Genomic DNA, 18,140 nt, shown 5'->3' on the forward strand with positions numbered 1-18,140 from the left:
AAGGGTCATTTGATAAGTCCTGGCCGGGCCCAGGTGGCAGCGCCTGGCTGCGCGCATCTTCGTCGGGCACGCATGCGCAGTGAGGCCGATCGCTGGTTAGGGGCGCTCTTCCATGGATGGGTGGAGCTGCTCACGCTGTTCACTGTGCTGCTCACCGCGCTGGCGCTCATGGGTTGGGCCTGGAACCGGGGCTTCCGTCCGGCTGACCGCGGTCCATTGGTGAGCGTGCCCTTGCTGATGGCGGGCACGGCCATGGTCGTGCTCCTTCGCGCATTCCGTGAAGAGCTGATTCCCGCGATCATCATCGCCGTAGGGCTCGTTCTGGCGGGTCTGTTGGGCCGCAGCATGCATCCGCGCGGCCTCTGGATTCCGACCATGGCCTTTTCCGCGCTGCTTGGCATGGGACGCAATCTCAGCGCACTGGCCCTCGGGCTGGTGATCCTGCTCGCGCTGCTCTTCAGCGCGCGCCAGCAGCGATGAAGAAGCCCAGCTCACCGGCTGCGATCCTCCGCATCGGCTTCACGGTGCTGATCCTGCTTTCAATCCTGGGCTTCGCGGTCTCGCTCGGCCCATCGCGCGCCGCGCGCATTGCTGGTGCTGCTGTCGCGAACGTGCTGGTCGATGGCTTCGCGGAACAGCCCGGAGAGCACCGCATCCCCATCATCGATCTGCGTGTCGATCCTGCGGCGCTCGATAGCCTGAATGCCGACCTGCCCTGGAGCGGTGGCACCAATGTGAAGGCCCGGCTGATCGACAACGGGGTGGAGCACAAGGTGCGCTACCGCTATCGCGGGATGTACACGCCATCTCATTTCCTCGGCGGCAAGAAGTCGTTCCGCCTGAGCATGAAGCGCAGCAACCCGTGGGCGCCTTACCGCCGCGTGAACGTGATCAATCCCAAGGCGCACAACCTGGTGAACAACCACATGGCCGCGTGGGTGGCGGGCAGCATGGGCGTTCCGGTCCCGATGGATGAGATGGTCATCGCGCGCATCAATGGCCAGGACATCGGCGTGATGGAGCTCTATGAGCAGGTCGATGGCGACTTCGAGCGCAATCGTCATATCTGGCCGGAGCAGGTGCCCGTGTACAAGGGCGATTTCCCACCGATCAACGGGAGGACCCTCTCCAAGGGCCGCACGCTCTGGGCCGATGCGGCGCACTGGGAATACAGCAGCAAGGCCGATAGCACGATCGCGCATGCCAAGCTCCTTCGGCTCATTGCCGCGCTGCGGAAGGACACCCTGCCCATGGCCGCGCACCGGGACAGCATCGCCGCGCTCCTCGATGTGGATGCATGGCTGCGCTATGAAGCCGCGTTGCTGGTGATCAACACCACCCATGTCGATCAGTACCACAACCAATGGCTCGTGCTGAATCCGCGCAGCGGCCGCTACTATCCCGTGCTCTGGGATGCGCTCATGCTCTTCGCGCCGCCCGGCGAGCCTCTTTACTACGTGAATGATGCGATGAGCTGGTGGATCATGCGCATACCGGAGTGGCGGCTTCAGCGGGATCGTTATGCGCGCGACGCCATGCAGCGCTTGCATCGCGAAGGCGGGTTCAACCGCCATCTCGATGCCGTCGTTGAGCGCATCCGGCCCTCGGTGCTGGCCGATCGCAACAAGTTCGGGAACGTCACCTTGGAGCCTGAGGATGTGCACCGCGTCTCCGTGCTGCATGTGATCGGATCATTGGCCGGCTTGCGCGATGGAGCCGCTGCGCATTGGGAACAGGCGCTGAATCGGATGGAGCGTGCCGAGGCGGTTGTCGATCGCAGGGCGGCGCTGCGCATCCGCTCGGAAACCGAGGCCCCGATCCGCTTGCATTGGACGGATGCGCCGCAGCAAGTGCTGGTGAACGGAGAGGCGGTGCAGGCAGAACCGTTCGCGGATGGATGGACCATCGTGCTGCACCGGGAGCTGGTCGCGAAGGAGGGCGGCAAGGATCATCCGCTCGCCGACAAACAAGCACTCGTTGTTGCGCCGCTCGATGCCACCATCGATTTCGGCGGATCCATCCCTGTGTCGCTCATGCTCACCAATGCCATCACCGATGAGCCGATCCGTTAAGCATCGATTGATCGGGGCGCGGGCCTGGCTCATGGCCGTTGCGATGGTGGCCGTGCTGCTCTTCGTCGGGTTCCGCTTCGTGGATACCGACCGGCTTGCGGGCGATTGGCCCTTAGGCATCGAGCATCATGAGGTCGATGGCTACGCAGCCCTGCTCGATTGGCGCTCTGATACGGCTTCCGGCACAGCTGAGCGCTACTTGATTTCCAGCGCGCCCGAGGCGTGCCTTATGGAAGAGCGCGGACCCGGATGGAACACGCACTGGTTTGAGGCGGAAGGCTTTGGCGATTCGGTCGAGGTGCGCCGCTTGCGAACGGAGCCCGGCGGTTTCGTCATCAAGTTCAAGCGTTCAGAGCCGTTCCGTTCGCAGCGGCATATCGTGCTGTCTCCAGCACGTGTGTCAAGCCTGCGCGCCAAGTACCTCGAGATCCTTGCGGATGAATTGGGGCTGATCACCCCGGAGGTGAGCTTCGTGCGCATCATCGCCTGCGGCAAGGACCAAGGGCTCTTCCTGAAAGAGGAACGCATCGACGACGACTTCCTGGAGAAGCGCGGGCTTCCGGGCGCTGCCCTTGCGGAGTTCGGCCACGACGCTTCACGTCCTGACCACCTTTTCCCTGATTTCGATGATGATTCGCTGGCGATGACCGATCTCACGCCTGTGCTTGCACGGGCATACGGTGAGCTCGCCGCTGGCCGCACGGATCTGCTTCCTTACCTGGTCGATGCGCGCGCCGCTGGTGCGCTCTTGGTCATGGCTTGGATCGAGCATGGGCCATCGGCCTTCGATCATGCGCATGTGATGGCTTACGATTGGTCACGCGGACGTTTGGTGCCCTTGTACCGACGGAGCCGTGCGAACCCGGTTGCACGGACCGCCGTCCCGTTCCGCATGAGCGATCCACTCACCTTGGCGATAGTGGATGGCACGATCCGCCAGTACGTTCGCGAGCGTTGGTCGAAGCTGAGTGATGAGGCCTGGCGCGTGCGCGAGCGCTTCGCCGCGATCGATCGGGCATGGCTGCCCATTCTGGCTGAAGGCCAAGCGTTGGCCGTAGCGCAGGCGCGCATGAAACAGATTCAGGAGGAATTGCTGGGATCCGCGATGCTCGCCGCCGACCCCATCAAAGGGCTCGAAGCCTCCTTGGCCCGGCATGCGGGCGATGCGTCACTTAGCCTTGGATTGGAGACCACAGGCTATTGGCCCGGCGATGACGATGCGGCCATCCTCGCGGGGTTCGCTGAGCGCACAAAGGCATTCGTGCGCGGTGATACACTGGTGTTCCCGCGTGGACGATACCTCATCTCCAGCGACCTAACCGTGCCGTACGGCCATGCCGTGGTGATGGAGCCAGGCGCGCGGATCGAGATCGCTGCTGGAGCGAGCGTGATGATCCAAGGTCCATGGCATGTGCGCGGCACCAAGCGCAATCCGGTCTTCATCCGGGCAGCGGATGATGGAGCGCCCTTCGGCAGTTTCACTGTCGTAGGCGACGGCACCACCGATGTACGCATCGAGGGCTTGCAGATGAGCGGCGGGAGCGAGGGCAGGCTCAACGGCGTGTACGCCAGCGGCATGCTCGCCATCCACGGCGCCGCGGGGACCATCATGCGGGATTGCGTGATCAGCGGGTCGCACGGCGAGGATCTCATGAACATCAAGGGCGGCGAGGTGCAACTGCGCGATTGCATCTTCGAGAACGGTCACGCTGATCTGCTGGACTTGGACCGCTGCACAGGAACCATTGATCGCTCGGTCTTCCGCAACGGCCTCGCGGATGCGAACGGCGATGGCCTCGATGTGAGCGCTTCGCGCATCCTCGTGACCGGCTGCACATTCTCGAATTTGAAGGATAAGGGCATCAGTGTGGGCGAGGCCAGTCAGTTGCTGGCCATGGATTCGCGCTTCGATGGAAATTCCGCAGCGCTTGTCTCCAAGGACCTCAGCGTCGCTTACGCTTCGGGTAATCGCTTCATCGGCAACGGGATCGCCTTCGCGGCTTATCGCAAGAAGCCGATCTACGGCGGGGCACGACTGGTGCGCTACACCAACGTGCTTGAAGCGAATGCGCGTGATGAGCAGGCGGACGAGCAGAGCGCCATCATCACCGAGGCGGTCCTCGATGAGAAGGTGCGCCGCATGTTCGGGATGCCTTGATCAGGGAATGAAGATCCCTGCCCGATCTACCGGCCGTTCAGCGCTGCGGTCCACTGCGCCTTGCAGGAGCAGTTCATCGGCCGGCGCCTTGTCAATCGGATAGAGCACCGCATCGGGCTTGTCGAGGAAGATCACGTCGCTGATGGCTCCTTCTTTCAGGAGCACGCGGATCCGGCTGCAATCAGCGCGGTTCACACCGAAGACCTCATCGGCGCCGTCTTTTTCTTCACGTGTGAAGTAAACCGTGCGGGCATTGCCTTCCACATCGAGGCGGTCGAGCGCATTTTCCACGAAGTAGCCGGTCATGACGGTACCGGTCACTTGATCGTAGCGGCTGCTGTCGGCGCGCGAGAGCAGGAATCCGTTGCCGCGCACATGCAGCCGGTGGGCCTTGCCATCCTTGAGGGCGATGCGGATCGTATCTCCGGTGATCTGGTCGGCGCCGTTCCAGAGCACGGGCCGGTGATGCATGCGGATCAGGCTGTCGGCATCGCTGAAGAGCAGGGTATCGCAAGCGCCTTGCAGGTCGCGCTTGAAGAAGCGCACGCTCCGGCGCGCGGTGATGCGTCGGCCCGGGCCATCAGGCGCGGTGAAGAGCGTGTCGCCATGCACGAATAGCGTATCGTCGTCCATGCGCAGCTGCAGCTCGGCTTGTCCGGTGATCATGCTGCGCTCGTCGCGCTCGCTGTAGCGGCCTTCGCTTCCCAAGGCGCGCAGGTCGCCGCTGCTGTCGGTGATGGCCACATGGCCCCAAGCCCAGCCGATCCCGCCAGCGCGCTCGTAGTGCAGGCTGTCGCCCTCGATCATCCGGCCCTTGCTGCGCACCTGGGTCCGGCGGTTGAAGCGGGCGCGTTCGTTGCGTGTATCGTATGTGCCGCCGAGGGTGCTGATCTCGGTCTCGCCTTGCGTGATCGCGGTGGGCCCGAAGAAGGCCGCGATGCCGGTGGTCGTGGCGTAGTGCATGGTATCGCCGGTGATGCGGCGATCGGGGTGCTCCAGCAGCACGTTGCTGCCGAAGATGAATCGGCGTTGATCGGCGAGATAGGTGCCGGTGCCGCTGGTGAGCACGCTGCCGTCATCCTGGTTCACGATACGCCCCCCCTGGCTGTACACGGCGCGCTTGCCGCGCAGGTCGTAATCGAGCGCGGGAGCTGTGAGCTCCATGCTGCGGTCACGCAGGCGCACATTGCCCTCGAGGCGCGCTGCGCGCTGCTGGCCGTTGTAGCGCAGCAGGTCGGCGTCGGCGCGGAGCGTATCGCCCTGCTCGATGCTCACGTGACCGAAGGCATCCACGCGCTGATCAGCGAAGAGGAGCGCGCTGTCGCACCGCATCAGCGCTTCGGCATGCTTGAAGCGCACGTTGCCGCGGAGCCGTTGCGCGCCGCTGGCCGTCTGGTCATAGAGCCACACGTCGGCATTGAGGATCTCCACCCGGCCATCTCCTCCGCTCACCGCTGATTGCGCGGCGACCGCGGGGGAAATGATGGCCACGGGCATGAATAGCGCGGCACGCATGATGCTGCGCATGTTCAATGCGCATGCCGAGGCTTTTGGGAGCGGGGACCGCATCAATTCAATGATACGCCGGGCAGCCGGCGCATCTGGCGGTAGTGCAGGCTCAGGCGGTCAAGCAGTTCGCGGATGGCGTGGTCGTCGGCCAGGGTGGCTTGGCTGATCTCCTTTCCCTGGGAGCGGAGCATCATCACTCCGTACACGGCGGTGAGCGCGCTGGTCACCGGGCCGTCGGGGTCGCCGCCCGCGTGCTGCTGCACGGCGGTGATACCGGCCTTCGCCTTGTCGAAAAGCGCTTGGTAGGCCTCATCCTCGATTGCTTCGAGCAGGGCTTCATGAAGGTGCTCCAATTCGTTCATCACCTCTTCAACCTCGCCCAGGTGGCCGATCCGCTCGAGACCTTCGGCGCGCATGCGGACGATCAACTCCCGGTACCAATCGCGCAAGGCTGCCTTGGCCGCCTCGTCGCCATCAGCAGTGGCGATCAATCGGTCCTCCACCTGCTGCAAGTCCAGCTCAAGCGCGCGCATGAGGTCCTCGACCTGCCAAATGCCGATCACATAGCCCGCGATGTTCTCCTGCTTGCGCTGTGCGAGCGGGTCCATCATCGTTACTTATTGGCGGCCTTGCGCGCGCGATGGCGAGCATTCAGCCCATCGACCAGCTGCTGCGTGATATCCAGGCCCTCATTGCCCACCCAGATCTGCCCGCCTCCTTGCACGCTGAAGATGTAGTCGTGGCCGGCCCCTGCGTTGAATTCCTTCAGGTAATCCTCCAGTTCTTTGGCGATCTCTTTCAGCATCTCGCCCTCCATGCGGGCCAGCCGCTCTTCGCCTTCGACCTGCATGCCTTGCAGCTTCTCCATCAATCCGCGCAGCTCGGCTTCGTCGCGCTCCACCTCCGCCTTCGTGCTGTAGGTCTGGTCCTTCTGCATCAATTGCTGGTACCGCTCGCGCGCCTTGGCCTGCTCGGCCTGCAGCCCGGCCTCCAGCCGTCGGCCTTCGGTGATGTAGCGCTGGTCCTTCTCCTTGATCAGCTCATAGCCGAGGCGCAGGCTGTCCATGCGGAAGAAGGCGATGCGCGCGCGGTTCAGCCCGGCGCTGTCGGCCATTGAGGGCGCTGGGGCGACAGAGGGATCATGGACTGCCTCGGCAATCGCATCGGGGCTGGTAGGTTGGCGCATCATGAGCCAGCCGCAAAGGCCGGTCAGCGCGATGTTCCAGATGACGAGGATAGTGGGCAGGGGCTTGATCATGGGCGTTGAGCGCGGCGCGCGAAGGTATTCGCCTCCAGGCGTGAACCCCATCGCGGGAGCACGTTCAGCGCATGCGGACCCAACTCAGCACCCAGACCAGGAGCACCGGCACGGGGTATTGCAGGGCATGAAGGATGGCGATGGCAACGGGCCTGAGCAGCGCCGGGTTGGCCCAGTAACAGATGCCAGCGCATGCGCCAAGCGCAGCGAAAAAGACCATGACGGGCACCGCGTAGCGGTGATCGCCGAATCGCGTGCGCGCCATGGCCGCAGTGAGCACGGCCATGGAAACCATGAAGGCGCCAGCAGCCAGCCACTTCGCGCGTTGGGCGTCGGCGAGGTCCCAGCCTTGCGCCCAGTCACGGAACACCGAATGCGCGTAGTTCCGCTCGCGGCTGTTCGAGAGGAAGTCAATCTGGAAATTGATGTTGGTGGCCACGAATTCACGGGCAGCCCCGAGCAGTGAGGCGAGGCCAAGCCAGAACAGGCTCATCAACGCGCGTTTCTTCGGGATGACCAGGTTGGAGACCGCCGTACCGGCGCGTGATGCCCACGATTGAATCATGCCCGCGTTCATGCAACGCGCTTCGTCCAATTGCTGAACCGCTTCACCCAGAGGTACCAGAGCCCGAATACGGCGCCGTAAACCACCACATAGAAGGTGTAGTCGTGGTTGAATTCGAGCCAGCCATAACCGTGTGTGACAACGATGCACAGGACCGCGACACGAAGAGCATTGAGCAAATGGATCAGGGCGATGCCAGCAGGAATGAACCAGGCCTTGTGTTTCCAAGGTCCTGGAAAGGCGATGATGAAGACCATGAACACGGCGAAGAGCGGGATGCCATTGCAGGGATCGCCGATCCAGAGATGGCTTCCGCCCTGAATACCGATGTAGCGCTCCAGATCGATGCGCGGCTCAGGCAGCATTTCGTGTCCGAGGCCCTCGAGGACGAAGGTGGCGATGGAGACCAGGCTGTTGATCACGGCCCGATCGAGCTTGCCCCAGGAATGCAGCCCTAGGTGGTAGGTCAGGAGCCATGCCAGCCAAAGGCCTACTCCAACGACAAGGAAACGAATCAGCGGGTCACGCTTGGTCGCGGAGCCGGAAGAGAGGGACATGCCTATGCCTGACGCCGGCGCATCTGCGCGGCCTTGGCGCCCCCGTATAGCAGGCCAGCTGCCAACAAAGCGCTCAATCCGCCGTCAATCGGGATGCAAGGCGGGGGCCAGCAGGGCGGCGGCCCACCGACAGGCTGTGCCATGAGGGCACCAGCGCAGGGAAGCACAACCATACCGAGGACGAAGAGCGCGCGTAGGACCAGTTGCATCAGATCAGGAGGACTTTGATCGCCGCCAAAAGTATCGAAAGCAAATCAATCTCGCCAAAATGACTTTTCGACCGACGAAGGCAGTGCTCCGTCCTAGGCACGCGGGACCCCCCACCTATATTTGGCCGCTTTCATCGGCGGTAAACCGCGCCCTTGCGCGTCCGCACCCCACTGGATGTCCTCCCCCAAGGCTCAGCAGCGCAACAGCATCATCGATGCGAAGGATGTCCGTGCCTTCCTGCGCATAGCCACGAAGAACTGGTACTTCGTGGCGGTTGCCCTTGGCGTCTCGGCCGTGCTGGCCTACCTGTACAGCTACAAATTGCCGGATGTATATGGCGCTCGGACCCAGATCCTGCTGCGCGACCGCGAGGTGTACGACTACCAGACCCAGGTGTACAAGAGCATCGGGTACGTTGGCGCTTACAGCGACCTCGTGAACCAGAAGCGGGTGCTCACCAGCTTCGACCTTGTGAACCGGACCCTGGACAAGCTGGATTTCGACGTTTCGTACTTCATCGTCGGCAGATTCAAGACCACGCAGCATTACGGCAACATGCCCTTCAAGGTCAATATGCAGGTGCTCTCCAAGCGCTTGTATGACCGGCCGATCGACCTGCGGATCCTGGATATCGACCGCTACGAGCTGAGCTACGACAAGGATGGGGAGGTCGCTCGCAAGACCTTCCGGTTCAATGTGGATGAGCGCGATGATGATTTCGTCATCCGCGTGGACCGCTCGCCGTACATGACTGCGAAGAATCAGGCCCAGTTCGCGCAGACCGATTACCAATTCGTGCGGCATGAGCGCGCCCGGCAAGTCAATGAGCGCATCAGGTCCATCAAGGTCGAGAACCAGGAGTTCACCACCATCCTTGAGGTGACCACGGAGGATGAGGTGTCTGAGCGCGCCAAGCTCTTCCTGGATTCGCTCTCCGCGGAGTACATCCGGCAGACGCTGAAGAGCGAATACGAGATCAATGAGAATACGGTGAACTACATCGACCGCCAGCTCGCTGAGGTCACCGTGGTGCTCGACCAGCATGAGCGCGAATTGCTCAGCTACAAGCAGGATGAGGACGTCATCGACATCGAGCGGGAGGAGAACCTCTTCTTCAGCGAGATGGTCACCTACGACAAGCAGCGGAGGCAGTTCGAGCTCGACATGCAGGCGCTTGATGCGTTGGAGGAGTACGTCCTCAATAGCGAGGACGAGCGCCTGCTGCCGCCGGCCACCTTCATCATCGAGGACATGTTCCTCCGCGAAATGCTCGGCAGCCTCGTTAACAAGCAGATGGAGCGCAATGCCATGCTCTACTCCGGCACTGCAGCCAACATGGCGGTGCAAGAGGTTGATAGCACGCTTCGCCGGGACCGCGCCAGCCTGCTCACCTACATCAATAACGCCCGTTCCGCCAAGCAAGGGCGCATGGCCGATGTGCAATCACAGGTCGGCGACTATGAGCGCATGCTCCAGAAGCTCCCGAGGAAGCAGCGCGACATGATCAACATCCAGCGCCGCCTTGCCGTGAACGAGCGGCTCTACACGTTCATGCTCGAGAAGCGCGCCAGCACCATCATTGCCCGCGCGGGCATCGTGCCGCAGACCAAGGTGATCGAGAGCGCGCGCGGCTTGGGCGTGATCCGGCCGGACAAGGCCAAGATCCTGTACACCTTCATGCTCGGCGGGGTGGTGGTGGCCCTGCTGGTGGTCTTCATCCGCGTGATGTTCTACGACCGCATCGAGAACGCCGACCAGCTCAAGGAACTCACACCGCTGCCCATCTACGGCGAGATCATCGCCAGCGAGAAAGCCGAACAGAACTACGTGGTGGTGGATAGCGACCCCAAGGCCGCCATCACCGAGAGCTTCCGGTCCGTGCGCACCAATCTGGAATACGTGCAGGGCAGGGGCGAAGGCGGCAAAGTGGTGATGGTGACCAGCTACCGGCCCAACGAAGGGAAGACCTTCTGCTCGGTGAACCTCAGCGCGATCCTGGCCAAGGCCGGCAAGCGCGTGCTGCTGCTCGAACTCGACCTGCACAAGCCCAAGGTGGCCACGGGCCTCGGCATGAGCAGCACTACGGGCCTGAGCAATGTGCTCATCGGAAAGGTGCCCTGGCGCGACGCCGTGCTGCCCACCCAGTTCGAGAATTTCCATGTGATGCTCAGCGGCCCCACCCCGCCCAATGCCTCGGAGCTCGTGCTCAGCAAGAAGCTGGAGGAATTGTTCGCTGAGGCCCGACATGAGTTTGACTATGTGCTCGTCGATACCCCGCCCGTGGGCCTGATCACCGATGCATTGCTCATGATGCGCTATGCCGACTGCACCATGTTCGTGGTGAACACGCAGTTCGCCAGCAAGGACCACGTGAACAATGCCTTGGAAGTGCTGGCCACCAACCCTGGCGTGAATGCTGGCTTCATCCTCAACGGCGTCCGGATGAAGAAGAGCAAGTACTACTACAATACCAATTACGGCTACGGATACCGTTATGCGTACGGCTACGGCAGCGGCTATGGCTATGGATATGGCTATGGCCGCCGGAGCAAAGGCAAGGAGAAGAGCGATGACCGGAACCAATCCGCATGACCATGGCCATGCGTGATGCCGGGGACGCGCAATCGGAGCAATGGGAGGTAGTGGTACGTCCCGAACACGGTTGGTGGAGCCTGGACCTGCGCGAGATCTGGCGCTATCGTGACCTGCTGCTGCTGCTGGTCCGGCGCGACTTGCTCGCGGTGTACAAGCAGACCCTCATCGGCCCTGCATGGCAGGTCCTGCAACCGCTGCTCACTTCCATCATGTTCGCCGTGGTCTTCGGGATCATGGCGCGCATGGCGCCGTCCGGCATACCGCCCTTGCTCTTCTACCTGAGCGCAGTGGTGCCCTGGGGCTTCTTCAGCGGCGTGGTCACACGCACCTCCCAGACCCTGTTGAGCAACGCCGCCTTGATGACCAAGGTGTACTTCCCACGGCTGGTGGCGCCCTTGGCCACGGTGCTCGCCACCGGATTCAATTTCGGGGTGCAGCTCACGGCTTATCTGGTGTTCGCGCTCATCTACGCGCTGCTCGGCAAGCACCCATGGCCCGTGGGGGCCGAGGCCGCCATGTTGCCCGCGCTCATCGCCATCATCGCCGTCATGGGCCTGGGCGTCGGCCTCGGGGTCAGCGCGCTCACCGCGCGCTACCGCGACTTCGGCCTCCTCATCGGCTTCGCTGTGCAACTGCTGATGTACGCCAGCCCGGTGATCTTCCCCCTCTCGATGACCGCGCCCGGCAGCAAGCTCCGCGCTGCCATCGAATTGAACCCGCTCACCCCGGTGATCGAGGGCTTCCGTGCAGCCCTGCTCGGAATGCCCATGGAATGGGGCACCCTTTGGTACAGCGCAGGGGTGGCAGTCGTTGTGCTGGTGCTCGGCCTGCTTCTCTTCCAGCGCGTAGAGCGCTCATTCGCTGATGTGATATGAGCGGGCGAAGTGATTTGGTGATCCAGGTCGAGGACCTGCGCAAGCGATACAGGCTGGGCGTGATGGGCAGCGACCTGCTTGCCGATGAGGCCGCTGCGCTCTGGGGCCGAATGCGCGGTCGGGCCAATGCGGGCAAGAAGCGGCGCGCGCCGGAGGGTGAGCAGCGCGTGGGCGATTACTTCTGGTCGCTGCAAGGCGTGTCCTTCGAGGTGAAGCGCGGCGAGATGCTCGGGATCATCGGGCGCAACGGCGCGGGCAAGAGCACGCTCCTCAAGCTCCTCTCCCGGATCTCCCTGCCTACCGAAGGCGTGATCCGCATGCGCGGCAAGGTGAGCAGCTTGCTCGAGGTGGGCACGGGCTTCCACCCGGAGCTCACCGGACGCGAGAACATCTACCTCAACGGCGCCATCCTTGGCATGCGCAAGGCCGAGATCAACCGCAAGCTCGACCAGATCATCGCCTTCAGCGGCATCGAGCATCACCTCGATTCACCGATCAAGCGGTACAGCAGCGGCATGAAAGTGCGCTTGGGCTTCAGCGTGGCCGCGCACCTGGATCCGGAGATCCTGATCGTCGATGAAGTGCTCGCCGTGGGCGATGCCGAGTTCCAGCGCAAATGCATCGGCAGCATGCGTGAAGTGGCGTCCAGCGGGCGCACCATCCTCTTCGTGAGCCACAACCTGGTGAGCCTGCAGAGCCTCTGCACGCGGGCCATCTGGCTTGAGAAAGGACGGCTCCGAGCGGAAGGCCCAACGGATGAACTGGTGCGTGATTACCTGCTTGTGAGCACGCATCAGCACAGTGCCCAGGAATGGGCCGAAGGGGAGGGCCCTGGAACGGAGGACCTTCGCCTGGTCTCCGTTCGCGCGATCAGCGATGATCCTTCGGGAGCCTTCACCACCGATTCGGCCGTCCGCATCGAGATCGAGCTGGACAACCTGGGCATCGCCGATGCCGACCTCGATATCCGGCTGCAAGTGCGCACGGGCAACGATGCCATCGCCTTCAGCAACGACCTCTCTGCCAGCCAACCGGCCCGGTTCTGGAATCTTGGACGCAGCAAAGTGGCCTGCACCATACCCGCGCAGCTGCTCAACTCCAATACCTATCGTTACCACTTGGTCTTCTTCCGTCAAGGACGGGTCCTCTTCAAGGCGGAGGATGTGCTGAGCATCGATGTGCACGAAGGCGCCCGTTCGGGCTCCACCTTCCGCAAGATGCCCGGTGCGGTGAGGCCCATGCTCACCTGGCAGCGGTGATGGCGGCCATGCTCGGCAAAGCGCTGTTGACGATCACGCGGCCATTGCAGCCGCTGATGCCGCGCATGTCGCCGAAGCTGATCATCATCGGTGCCCAGAAAGCCGGTACCACGACACTGTTCGACCTGCTGAGCCAGCATCCGAAGGTGATTCCTCCAGCCGTGAAGGAGATTGACTTCTTCAGCAGCGATGAACGGTACGGGGCAGGCCTTACCGCGTATTGGAAGAGTTTCCCGCGCAGGCCCGTGGCCATGAGCAGGCACATCACCCTTGAAGCATCGCCCAGCTACCTCATGTCGCCGGTGGCGGCGCAACGCATCGCACAGCACCTGCCGAAGGCCTTGTGCCTGGCAGTGCTCCGCGATCCCGTGTCCAGGGCCTACTCCGCGTGGAACATGTACCGCCAGTTCAAAGGCGGCAAGCACCACCGCTTCCACGATCCAAGGACCTTTGAGCAGGCCGTTGCCGATGAACTTGAAGGCAAGCCATGCTACGCGCATCATGCCTATCTGGCCAACAGCACCTACGCGCCACAAGTGCAGCGCTTCATCGACCATATCGGAGCAAGCGCATTGCTCGTGCGAAGTTTCCATGAACTCACCCGTGATCCGCAGGCCCTCGTGAACGATGTGCTTACCCGGCTGGGGATCGAGACTTTCCCCGCAGGCCATCCGGCATTCGCCACCCGCAGCAATGCACGTGCGTATCCGTCGGCTATTCCTGCGGACCTCGCCGCTCTGCTGCATGCGCATTTCGAGCCTGACCTTCGCGCCTTGGAACGCACGGTCGGTCATGCCTTGGACATCGTGGATGCGGCGCCACAACAAGACCCGAAGCCGTAGGGGCGCATGAGCACGGCCCGTTACCACCCGATCCTGGATCCGTCGAGACTGGTCTTCATCGTGGGTTCACCACGCAGCGGAACCACATGGCTGAGCCGCATGCTGGGCGATCACCCGCAGGTCGCAGCGCTGGATCATGAGCTCACCTTGTTCTCAGCCTACCTCGCGCCGGTCCTCAGCGCATGGTCAAAGGAAGCCGGGCGCTTGGAGCGAACGCAACGGCCCTTCGGCATGCCAGCGCTCTTCTCCAACGAAGAGTTCATGAGCGCTTTGCATGAAGTTGCCGCCCAGGTCTATGCTCGCGTGCAGGCCCGCAGGCCCGGCGCCACGCTCATCCTCGACAAGCATCCGGCTTACGTGCGGCATCTCTCCGCGATCGCGGCGCTGATGCCGGGCAGCAGGTGCATCCATCTTGTCCGCGATGGGCGCGCTGCCATTTCCAGCATGCTTGCCGCTCCCGACCTCATGGGGCATTCGGGCACTTCAGTGCAAGCCGCTGCACAAGAATGGGCACAGAGCACTGCGATGGCGCAAGTCCACGGCGCCGGGTTCGGCCCCCGCTTCCGCACCGTGCGCTACGAGGAACTGGTATCCGGAACACCCGGCCAACTGGCGGCGCTATTCGCATTTCTTGGGATCGACAACAATGAAGCGCTTTGCGGGTCCATCGCTGCGAATCACCATCGCGAGAAGGGCCTTGTTGCGCAAGGGAAGGGCGATGCATCGGTTGTTCGGCGGACCTGGCGGCAGCACTTCACCCTGATCGATCGCTATTGGATCGATGCCATCGCCGGGGCCCAGCTGCGCCATTGGGGCTACGCCAAGGAGGGCTGGTGGGCAATCGCTTCGGCCGATCGCCTGCGTATGGCCCTGTTCCCGCTGCGCGTGCGCCTTGGGGAGTCGCTTCGGGCGCTTAAGCGCATCTGGTCCTCGCCGATCACGCGCCAGGTGAGGCCCTGATCCAGAGGCGGACGGTAACTTGCACGACCCCCATGGCGGACACCCCGATCTACGTCACGCGCACCTTCCTTCCTCCGCAGGAAGAATACATGGCCTTGCTCCATGAGGCCTACGAGAGCCACGTGCTCACCAACAACGGCCCCTTGCACCGCCGCTTGGAAGGCGCCCTGCGCGAACGGCTCGAAGCACCGCATCTGTTGCTGATGGCCAATGGCACGCTCGCGATCCAATTGGCTATGCGTGCGCTCGGCGTGAAAGGCGAGGTGATCACCACGCCCTTCAGTTACGTGGCCACCACCAGCGCGATCCTGTGGGAAGGGTGCGCGCCGGTGTTCGTGGACATCAAGCCCGACACACTCTGCATCGACCCGGAACGGATCGAAGCGGCGATCACGCCCCGCACTTCGGCAATCCTCGCAACGCATGTGTACGGCATCCCCTGCGACGTGGAGGCCATCGATGCCATCGCCAAGCGCCACGGCCTGAAGGTGATCTACGATGCCGCCCACGCCTTCGATGTGCGCTACAAGGGCAGGCCCATCACTTCCTACGGTGATGCCAGCACCTTGAGCTTCCATGCCACCAAGCTCTTCCACACCGTTGAAGGCGGTGCTACCATCGTGCATACGCCCGAGCTGGAGAAGGCCACCCGCTTGCTGCGCAGCTTCGGCCATGTGAACGACGACCACTTCACGCTGGGCATGAACGCCAAGATGAGCGAGGTGCACGCCGCCATGGGCCTGGCCGTGCTGCCGCACATGCCTGAGGTGCTGCGCAGCCGGGCGGCGCTTGCTGAGGTGTACTCGGAGGAACTCATCGATGCCGACATCACGCGCCCGGTGGTTCCGGCCGGCACCGAATACAACCACGCCTACTTCCCGATCCTGCTCCGTGATGGTGCCAAGCGGCAAGGCGTGATCGAGGCCTTGGCGGCGCATGGCGTCCACGCGCGCCGCTACTTCTACCCTTCGTTGAACACGCTGCCTTATGTCGAGCGAACGGCCATGCCGGTCTCAGAGGACGCCGCCGACCGCGCGATCTGCCTGCCTTTCTATCCGGGATTGGAGCATTCGGATGCGGAGCGCATCGCCAAGCTCATCCGTCAAGTGGCTGGAAGGCCGCAAGCAACCACCGCTTCGCCTGCACGGGTGAGGCATTGACCATGGATCCATACCTGCATTACGATCTGCTCCGGCGCACGCATCGCGCGCTCGCGCTCAAGGCCATCATCCAGGAACGGATCAAGCCCGGCATGCGCGTGCTCGATGCCGGATGCGGCAGCGGAATCCTGAGCATCTGGGCAGGGCAGGCCGGTGCCGAAGTGGTCGGCGTGGACCTTGCGGACATCTCCTTGGCGCGTATGCTAGTCGCGGAGAACGGCTTGGCCGACCGCGTGCGGATCATGCAGGGCGACCTCTTCGAAGTGGATCTCGGCGAACAGCGCTTCGATGCCTTGCTGGCCATGGTGTACCTGAACGACCCGCGCCGCGACGAGGATCGGCCGAAGCTCGTCCACGGCCTCAAGCGATTCCTGAAGCCCGGAGCGCTCATGGTGCCCGACCGGGTGCGCTATACCGTTGCGGCGCTCGATTGGCCCGCTCAGCGGAGCCCGGCGCGCTGGCAAAGGGTGGACGACGGCATCGCTGAGTTCGAGCGGATCTATTCCATGCGCATGGGATCATTCAAAGGGCTGCTGCGACAGCGGCCGAACAAATCCGTGTTCCCGCACCGCGGCCCCGATGGTCTCATCGACCTGTCGGAAGCGAAACGTCTTACGCCGCAGCAGGAGATCATCGTGCAGCAGCTCCGTGACGAGCCTCGATCATTCCCGGACCGCATCGTGCTCAGCACGCAGCAGGCCGGTGAACTCAATACGCTGCTCTTCGAGCAGGAACTCTTGTTCATGGACACCCTCATCTTCCGCAACCAGTCGATCAGTTGGGTCGATCCACCGGTGCAGGTGAGCGCCGCGCAGAGCGTGGAAGCCATGCTTGATGGACGATGGCGCACGGATAACCTGATCCACGCGCATTGATGCCGATCGCTGACGACTTGGGCCGTGATCGCCTGTGCCAGCTCCTCTCAGGGCACGGCGATTCCATCTACCTGCTCGATACCGAAGCCTACCGTCGCAACATCCGCGAGTTCTTCACGCAGTTCCGCAAACGCTATCCGCGCATCGGCCTCGGCCATTCATACAAGACCAACTACATCCCGCAGCTCTGCAAGGCCGCCTATGCGGAAGGAGCGTATGCCGAAGTGGTCTCACGCATGGAGTTCGACATGGCCTTGCGTTTCGGTGCGGCGCCCGAACGAATCATTCTCAACGGGCCGGTGAAGGATGACGCACTGCTGCGCGATGCCCTGCTCGCTGGGTGCATGGTGAATGTGGACAGCGAAGGTGAGGCGGTGCGCGTAATGGCCATCGCCGACGCGCATCCGGAAAAGCAGATCGCCTTTGGATTGCGGATGAACCTGCCCATGGATGGACGCCCGCGCTCGCGCTTCGGGATCGATGTGGATGCCCGAGGCTTGCCGGACCTGATCGCTGCCATACGCGAGCGGAGCAACCTCGCGATCGAAGGGATCCATTGCCACATCGGCGGAGATCGGAGCGCCGCGAGCTACGCCGAGCGCACCGATCGCATGATAAAAGCGTCGAAGTGGATCTTCCACCGCACGAAGCCCCGCTACATAGACGTAGGCGGTGGGCTGGCGGGTCGCATGCCCGACGAATTGAAGTCGCAGCTGGCCAAAGAGCCGCCCAGCCTCGATTATTATGCTGAGGCCATAGCAGGTTCCTTCTCCAGTTCATTCCCCGATGATGGTCCCGAGTTGATCGTGGAGCCCGGCATGGGCATCCTGGCCGATGTGGTCTGGTTCGCCTGCGAAGTGGCCAGCACCAAGCGCATCGGGGATCAGCTGCATGCCATCGTCACGGGCAGCATCTACAACCTGAAGCCCACGCTCAATTCCTTCGACCTGCCCTTCACGGTGCTGCCTAAGCCCGGCGTGGCGCGCGAGAAGGGGGAGTGGTGCGTGAGCGGCTACACCTGCATGGAGATCGATGTGATCCACAAGGGCTGGAAGGGCGCGCTCGCCGAAGGTGACATCCTGCTCTTCGGCAACGCAGGCGCCTATACGGTGGTGCTCAAGCCGCCCTTCATCAAGGCAGCGCCCGCCATCGTTGAGCTGCACGCCGACGGGACAGCCACGTGCGTGAAGGCTGCCGAGACGCTCGATGACGTGCTGAGCACTTACCGCTGGTAGTCGGAACGCG

The 18,140-nt window shown here is 63.0% G+C and carries 16 protein-coding genes; 11 read left to right on the forward strand and 5 right to left on the reverse strand.

The genetic code is table 11. From position 1 onward, the window contains the following. Positions 1–72: 72 nt before the first annotated feature. From IPM12_09955 to IPM12_09965, 3 genes are read left to right on the forward strand one after another with little or no spacing between them, the layout of a single operon-like run. Positions 73–480: a hypothetical protein gene (locus IPM12_09955; protein MBK9148122.1), complete on the forward strand. Its 408-nt coding sequence runs from the start codon at positions 73–75 to the stop codon at positions 478–480. Further along, on the forward strand, positions 477–2,072 hold the full coding sequence (locus tag IPM12_09960; protein MBK9148123.1) for a CotH kinase family protein: 1,596 nt from the start codon (positions 477–479) through the stop codon (positions 2,070–2,072). Before IPM12_09955 ends, IPM12_09960 begins: the two co-directional genes overlap by 4 nt. Next, the gene (locus IPM12_09965) at positions 2,056–4,230 is read left to right on the forward strand and encodes a right-handed parallel beta-helix repeat-containing protein (GenBank protein ID MBK9148124.1); all 2,175 of its coding nucleotides are present in this window, start codon (positions 2,056–2,058) and stop codon (positions 4,228–4,230) included. Before IPM12_09960 ends, IPM12_09965 begins: the two co-directional genes overlap by 17 nt. Here IPM12_09965 and IPM12_09970 read toward each other — a convergent pair whose 3' ends face one another. From IPM12_09970 to IPM12_09990, 5 genes are all read right to left on the reverse strand, one after another. After that, a complete protein-coding gene (locus tag IPM12_09970) occupies positions 4,231–5,799 on the reverse strand; it encodes a hypothetical protein (protein MBK9148125.1) in 1,569 nt (522 codons plus the stop codon). Then, a complete protein-coding gene (locus IPM12_09975; protein MBK9148126.1) occupies positions 5,799–6,347 on the reverse strand; it encodes a DUF4924 family protein in 549 nt (182 codons plus the stop codon). The genes IPM12_09970 and IPM12_09975 overlap by 1 nt, the downstream gene beginning before the upstream one ends. 5 nt (positions 6,348–6,352) lie before the next feature. Then, a complete protein-coding gene (locus tag IPM12_09980) occupies positions 6,353–6,997 on the reverse strand; it encodes an OmpH family outer membrane protein (GenBank protein MBK9148127.1) in 645 nt (214 codons plus the stop codon). A gap of 64 nt (positions 6,998–7,061) precedes the next feature. Further along, on the reverse strand, positions 7,062–7,562 hold the full coding sequence (locus IPM12_09985) for a hypothetical protein (protein ID MBK9148128.1): 501 nt from the start codon (positions 7,560–7,562) through the stop codon (positions 7,062–7,064). 8 nt (positions 7,563–7,570) lie between these two features. Then, positions 7,571–8,119 carry an archaeosortase/exosortase family protein gene (locus IPM12_09990; GenBank protein ID MBK9148129.1) on the reverse strand — a complete coding sequence of 183 codons (549 nt, stop codon included), beginning with the start codon at positions 8,117–8,119 and terminating at the stop codon, positions 7,571–7,573. Between the two features lie 384 nt (positions 8,120–8,503). On the opposite strand from IPM12_09990, the gene IPM12_09995 reads away from it, so the two are divergent. Genes IPM12_09995 through IPM12_10030 form a run of 8 tightly spaced genes read left to right on the forward strand, consistent with a single transcriptional unit; the run spans position 8,504 to position 18,130 of the window. Further along, positions 8,504–10,921, forward strand: coding sequence for a polysaccharide biosynthesis tyrosine autokinase (locus tag IPM12_09995; protein MBK9148130.1), 2,418 nt, complete (start codon positions 8,504–8,506; stop codon positions 10,919–10,921). Next, the gene (locus tag IPM12_10000) at positions 10,918–11,799 is read left to right on the forward strand and encodes an ABC transporter permease (protein ID MBK9148131.1); all 882 of its coding nucleotides are present in this window, start codon (positions 10,918–10,920) and stop codon (positions 11,797–11,799) included. Before IPM12_09995 ends, IPM12_10000 begins: the two co-directional genes overlap by 4 nt. Beyond that, positions 11,796–13,058, forward strand: coding sequence for an ABC transporter ATP-binding protein (locus tag IPM12_10005; protein ID MBK9148132.1), 1,263 nt, complete (start codon positions 11,796–11,798; stop codon positions 13,056–13,058). The genes IPM12_10000 and IPM12_10005 overlap by 4 nt, the downstream gene beginning before the upstream one ends. Continuing rightward, a complete protein-coding gene (locus IPM12_10010; protein ID MBK9148133.1) occupies positions 13,058–13,900 on the forward strand; it encodes a sulfotransferase in 843 nt (280 codons plus the stop codon). Before IPM12_10005 ends, IPM12_10010 begins: the two co-directional genes overlap by 1 nt. Positions 13,901–13,906: 6 nt before the next feature. Then, complete coding sequence (locus tag IPM12_10015) at positions 13,907–14,860, forward strand: sulfotransferase (GenBank protein ID MBK9148134.1); 954 nt, start codon at positions 13,907–13,909, stop codon at positions 14,858–14,860. A gap of 32 nt (positions 14,861–14,892) precedes the next feature. Next, on the forward strand, positions 14,893–16,020 hold the full coding sequence (locus tag IPM12_10020; GenBank protein ID MBK9148135.1) for a DegT/DnrJ/EryC1/StrS family aminotransferase: 1,128 nt from the start codon (positions 14,893–14,895) through the stop codon (positions 16,018–16,020). A gap of 2 nt (positions 16,021–16,022) precedes the next feature. Continuing rightward, positions 16,023–16,895, forward strand: a complete 873-nt coding sequence (locus IPM12_10025) for a class I SAM-dependent methyltransferase (GenBank protein MBK9148136.1) — start codon at positions 16,023–16,025, stop codon at positions 16,893–16,895. Beyond that, entirely contained in the window at positions 16,895–18,130 is a 1,236-nt protein-coding gene (locus IPM12_10030; GenBank protein ID MBK9148137.1) for a hypothetical protein, read from the forward strand. The genes IPM12_10025 and IPM12_10030 overlap by 1 nt, the downstream gene beginning before the upstream one ends. Positions 18,131–18,140: the final 10 nt, after the last annotated feature.

It is taken from the genome of Flavobacteriales bacterium (assembly GCA_016716605.1).
In the GTDB taxonomy this organism is placed as follows: Bacteria; Bacteroidota; Bacteroidia; order Flavobacteriales_F; family PHOS-HE28; genus PHOS-HE28.

Coding starts and splice junctions, on each gene's coding strand:
- IPM12_09975 (MBK9148126.1), bottom strand. CDS start 6,347: ATGGACCCGCTCGCACAGCGCAAGCAGGAGAACATCGCGGGCTATGTG.
- IPM12_09985 (MBK9148128.1), bottom strand. CDS start 7,562: ATGATTCAATCGTGGGCATCACGCGCCGGTACGGCGGTCTCCAACCTG.
- IPM12_09995 (MBK9148130.1), top strand. CDS start 8,504: ATGTCCTCCCCCAAGGCTCAGCAGCGCAACAGCATCATCGATGCGAAG.
- IPM12_10005 (MBK9148132.1), top strand. CDS start 11,796: ATGAGCGGGCGAAGTGATTTGGTGATCCAGGTCGAGGACCTGCGCAAG.
- IPM12_10025 (MBK9148136.1), top strand. CDS start 16,023: ATGGATCCATACCTGCATTACGATCTGCTCCGGCGCACGCATCGCGCG.
- IPM12_09970 (MBK9148125.1), bottom strand. CDS start 5,799: ATGCGGTCCCCGCTCCCAAAAGCCTCGGCATGCGCATTGAACATGCGC.
- IPM12_10020 (MBK9148135.1), top strand. CDS start 14,893: ATGGCGGACACCCCGATCTACGTCACGCGCACCTTCCTTCCTCCGCAG.
- IPM12_09960 (MBK9148123.1), top strand. CDS start 477: ATGAAGAAGCCCAGCTCACCGGCTGCGATCCTCCGCATCGGCTTCACG.
- IPM12_10015 (MBK9148134.1), top strand. CDS start 13,907: ATGAGCACGGCCCGTTACCACCCGATCCTGGATCCGTCGAGACTGGTC.
- IPM12_10010 (MBK9148133.1), top strand. CDS start 13,058: ATGGCGGCCATGCTCGGCAAAGCGCTGTTGACGATCACGCGGCCATTG.
- IPM12_09965 (MBK9148124.1), top strand. CDS start 2,056: ATGAGCCGATCCGTTAAGCATCGATTGATCGGGGCGCGGGCCTGGCTC.
- IPM12_10030 (MBK9148137.1), top strand. CDS start 16,895: ATGCCGATCGCTGACGACTTGGGCCGTGATCGCCTGTGCCAGCTCCTC.
- IPM12_09955 (MBK9148122.1), top strand. CDS start 73: ATGCGCAGTGAGGCCGATCGCTGGTTAGGGGCGCTCTTCCATGGATGG.
- IPM12_09990 (MBK9148129.1), bottom strand. CDS start 8,119: ATGTCCCTCTCTTCCGGCTCCGCGACCAAGCGTGACCCGCTGATTCGT.
- IPM12_09980 (MBK9148127.1), bottom strand. CDS start 6,997: ATGATCAAGCCCCTGCCCACTATCCTCGTCATCTGGAACATCGCGCTG.
- IPM12_10000 (MBK9148131.1), top strand. CDS start 10,918: ATGACCATGGCCATGCGTGATGCCGGGGACGCGCAATCGGAGCAATGG.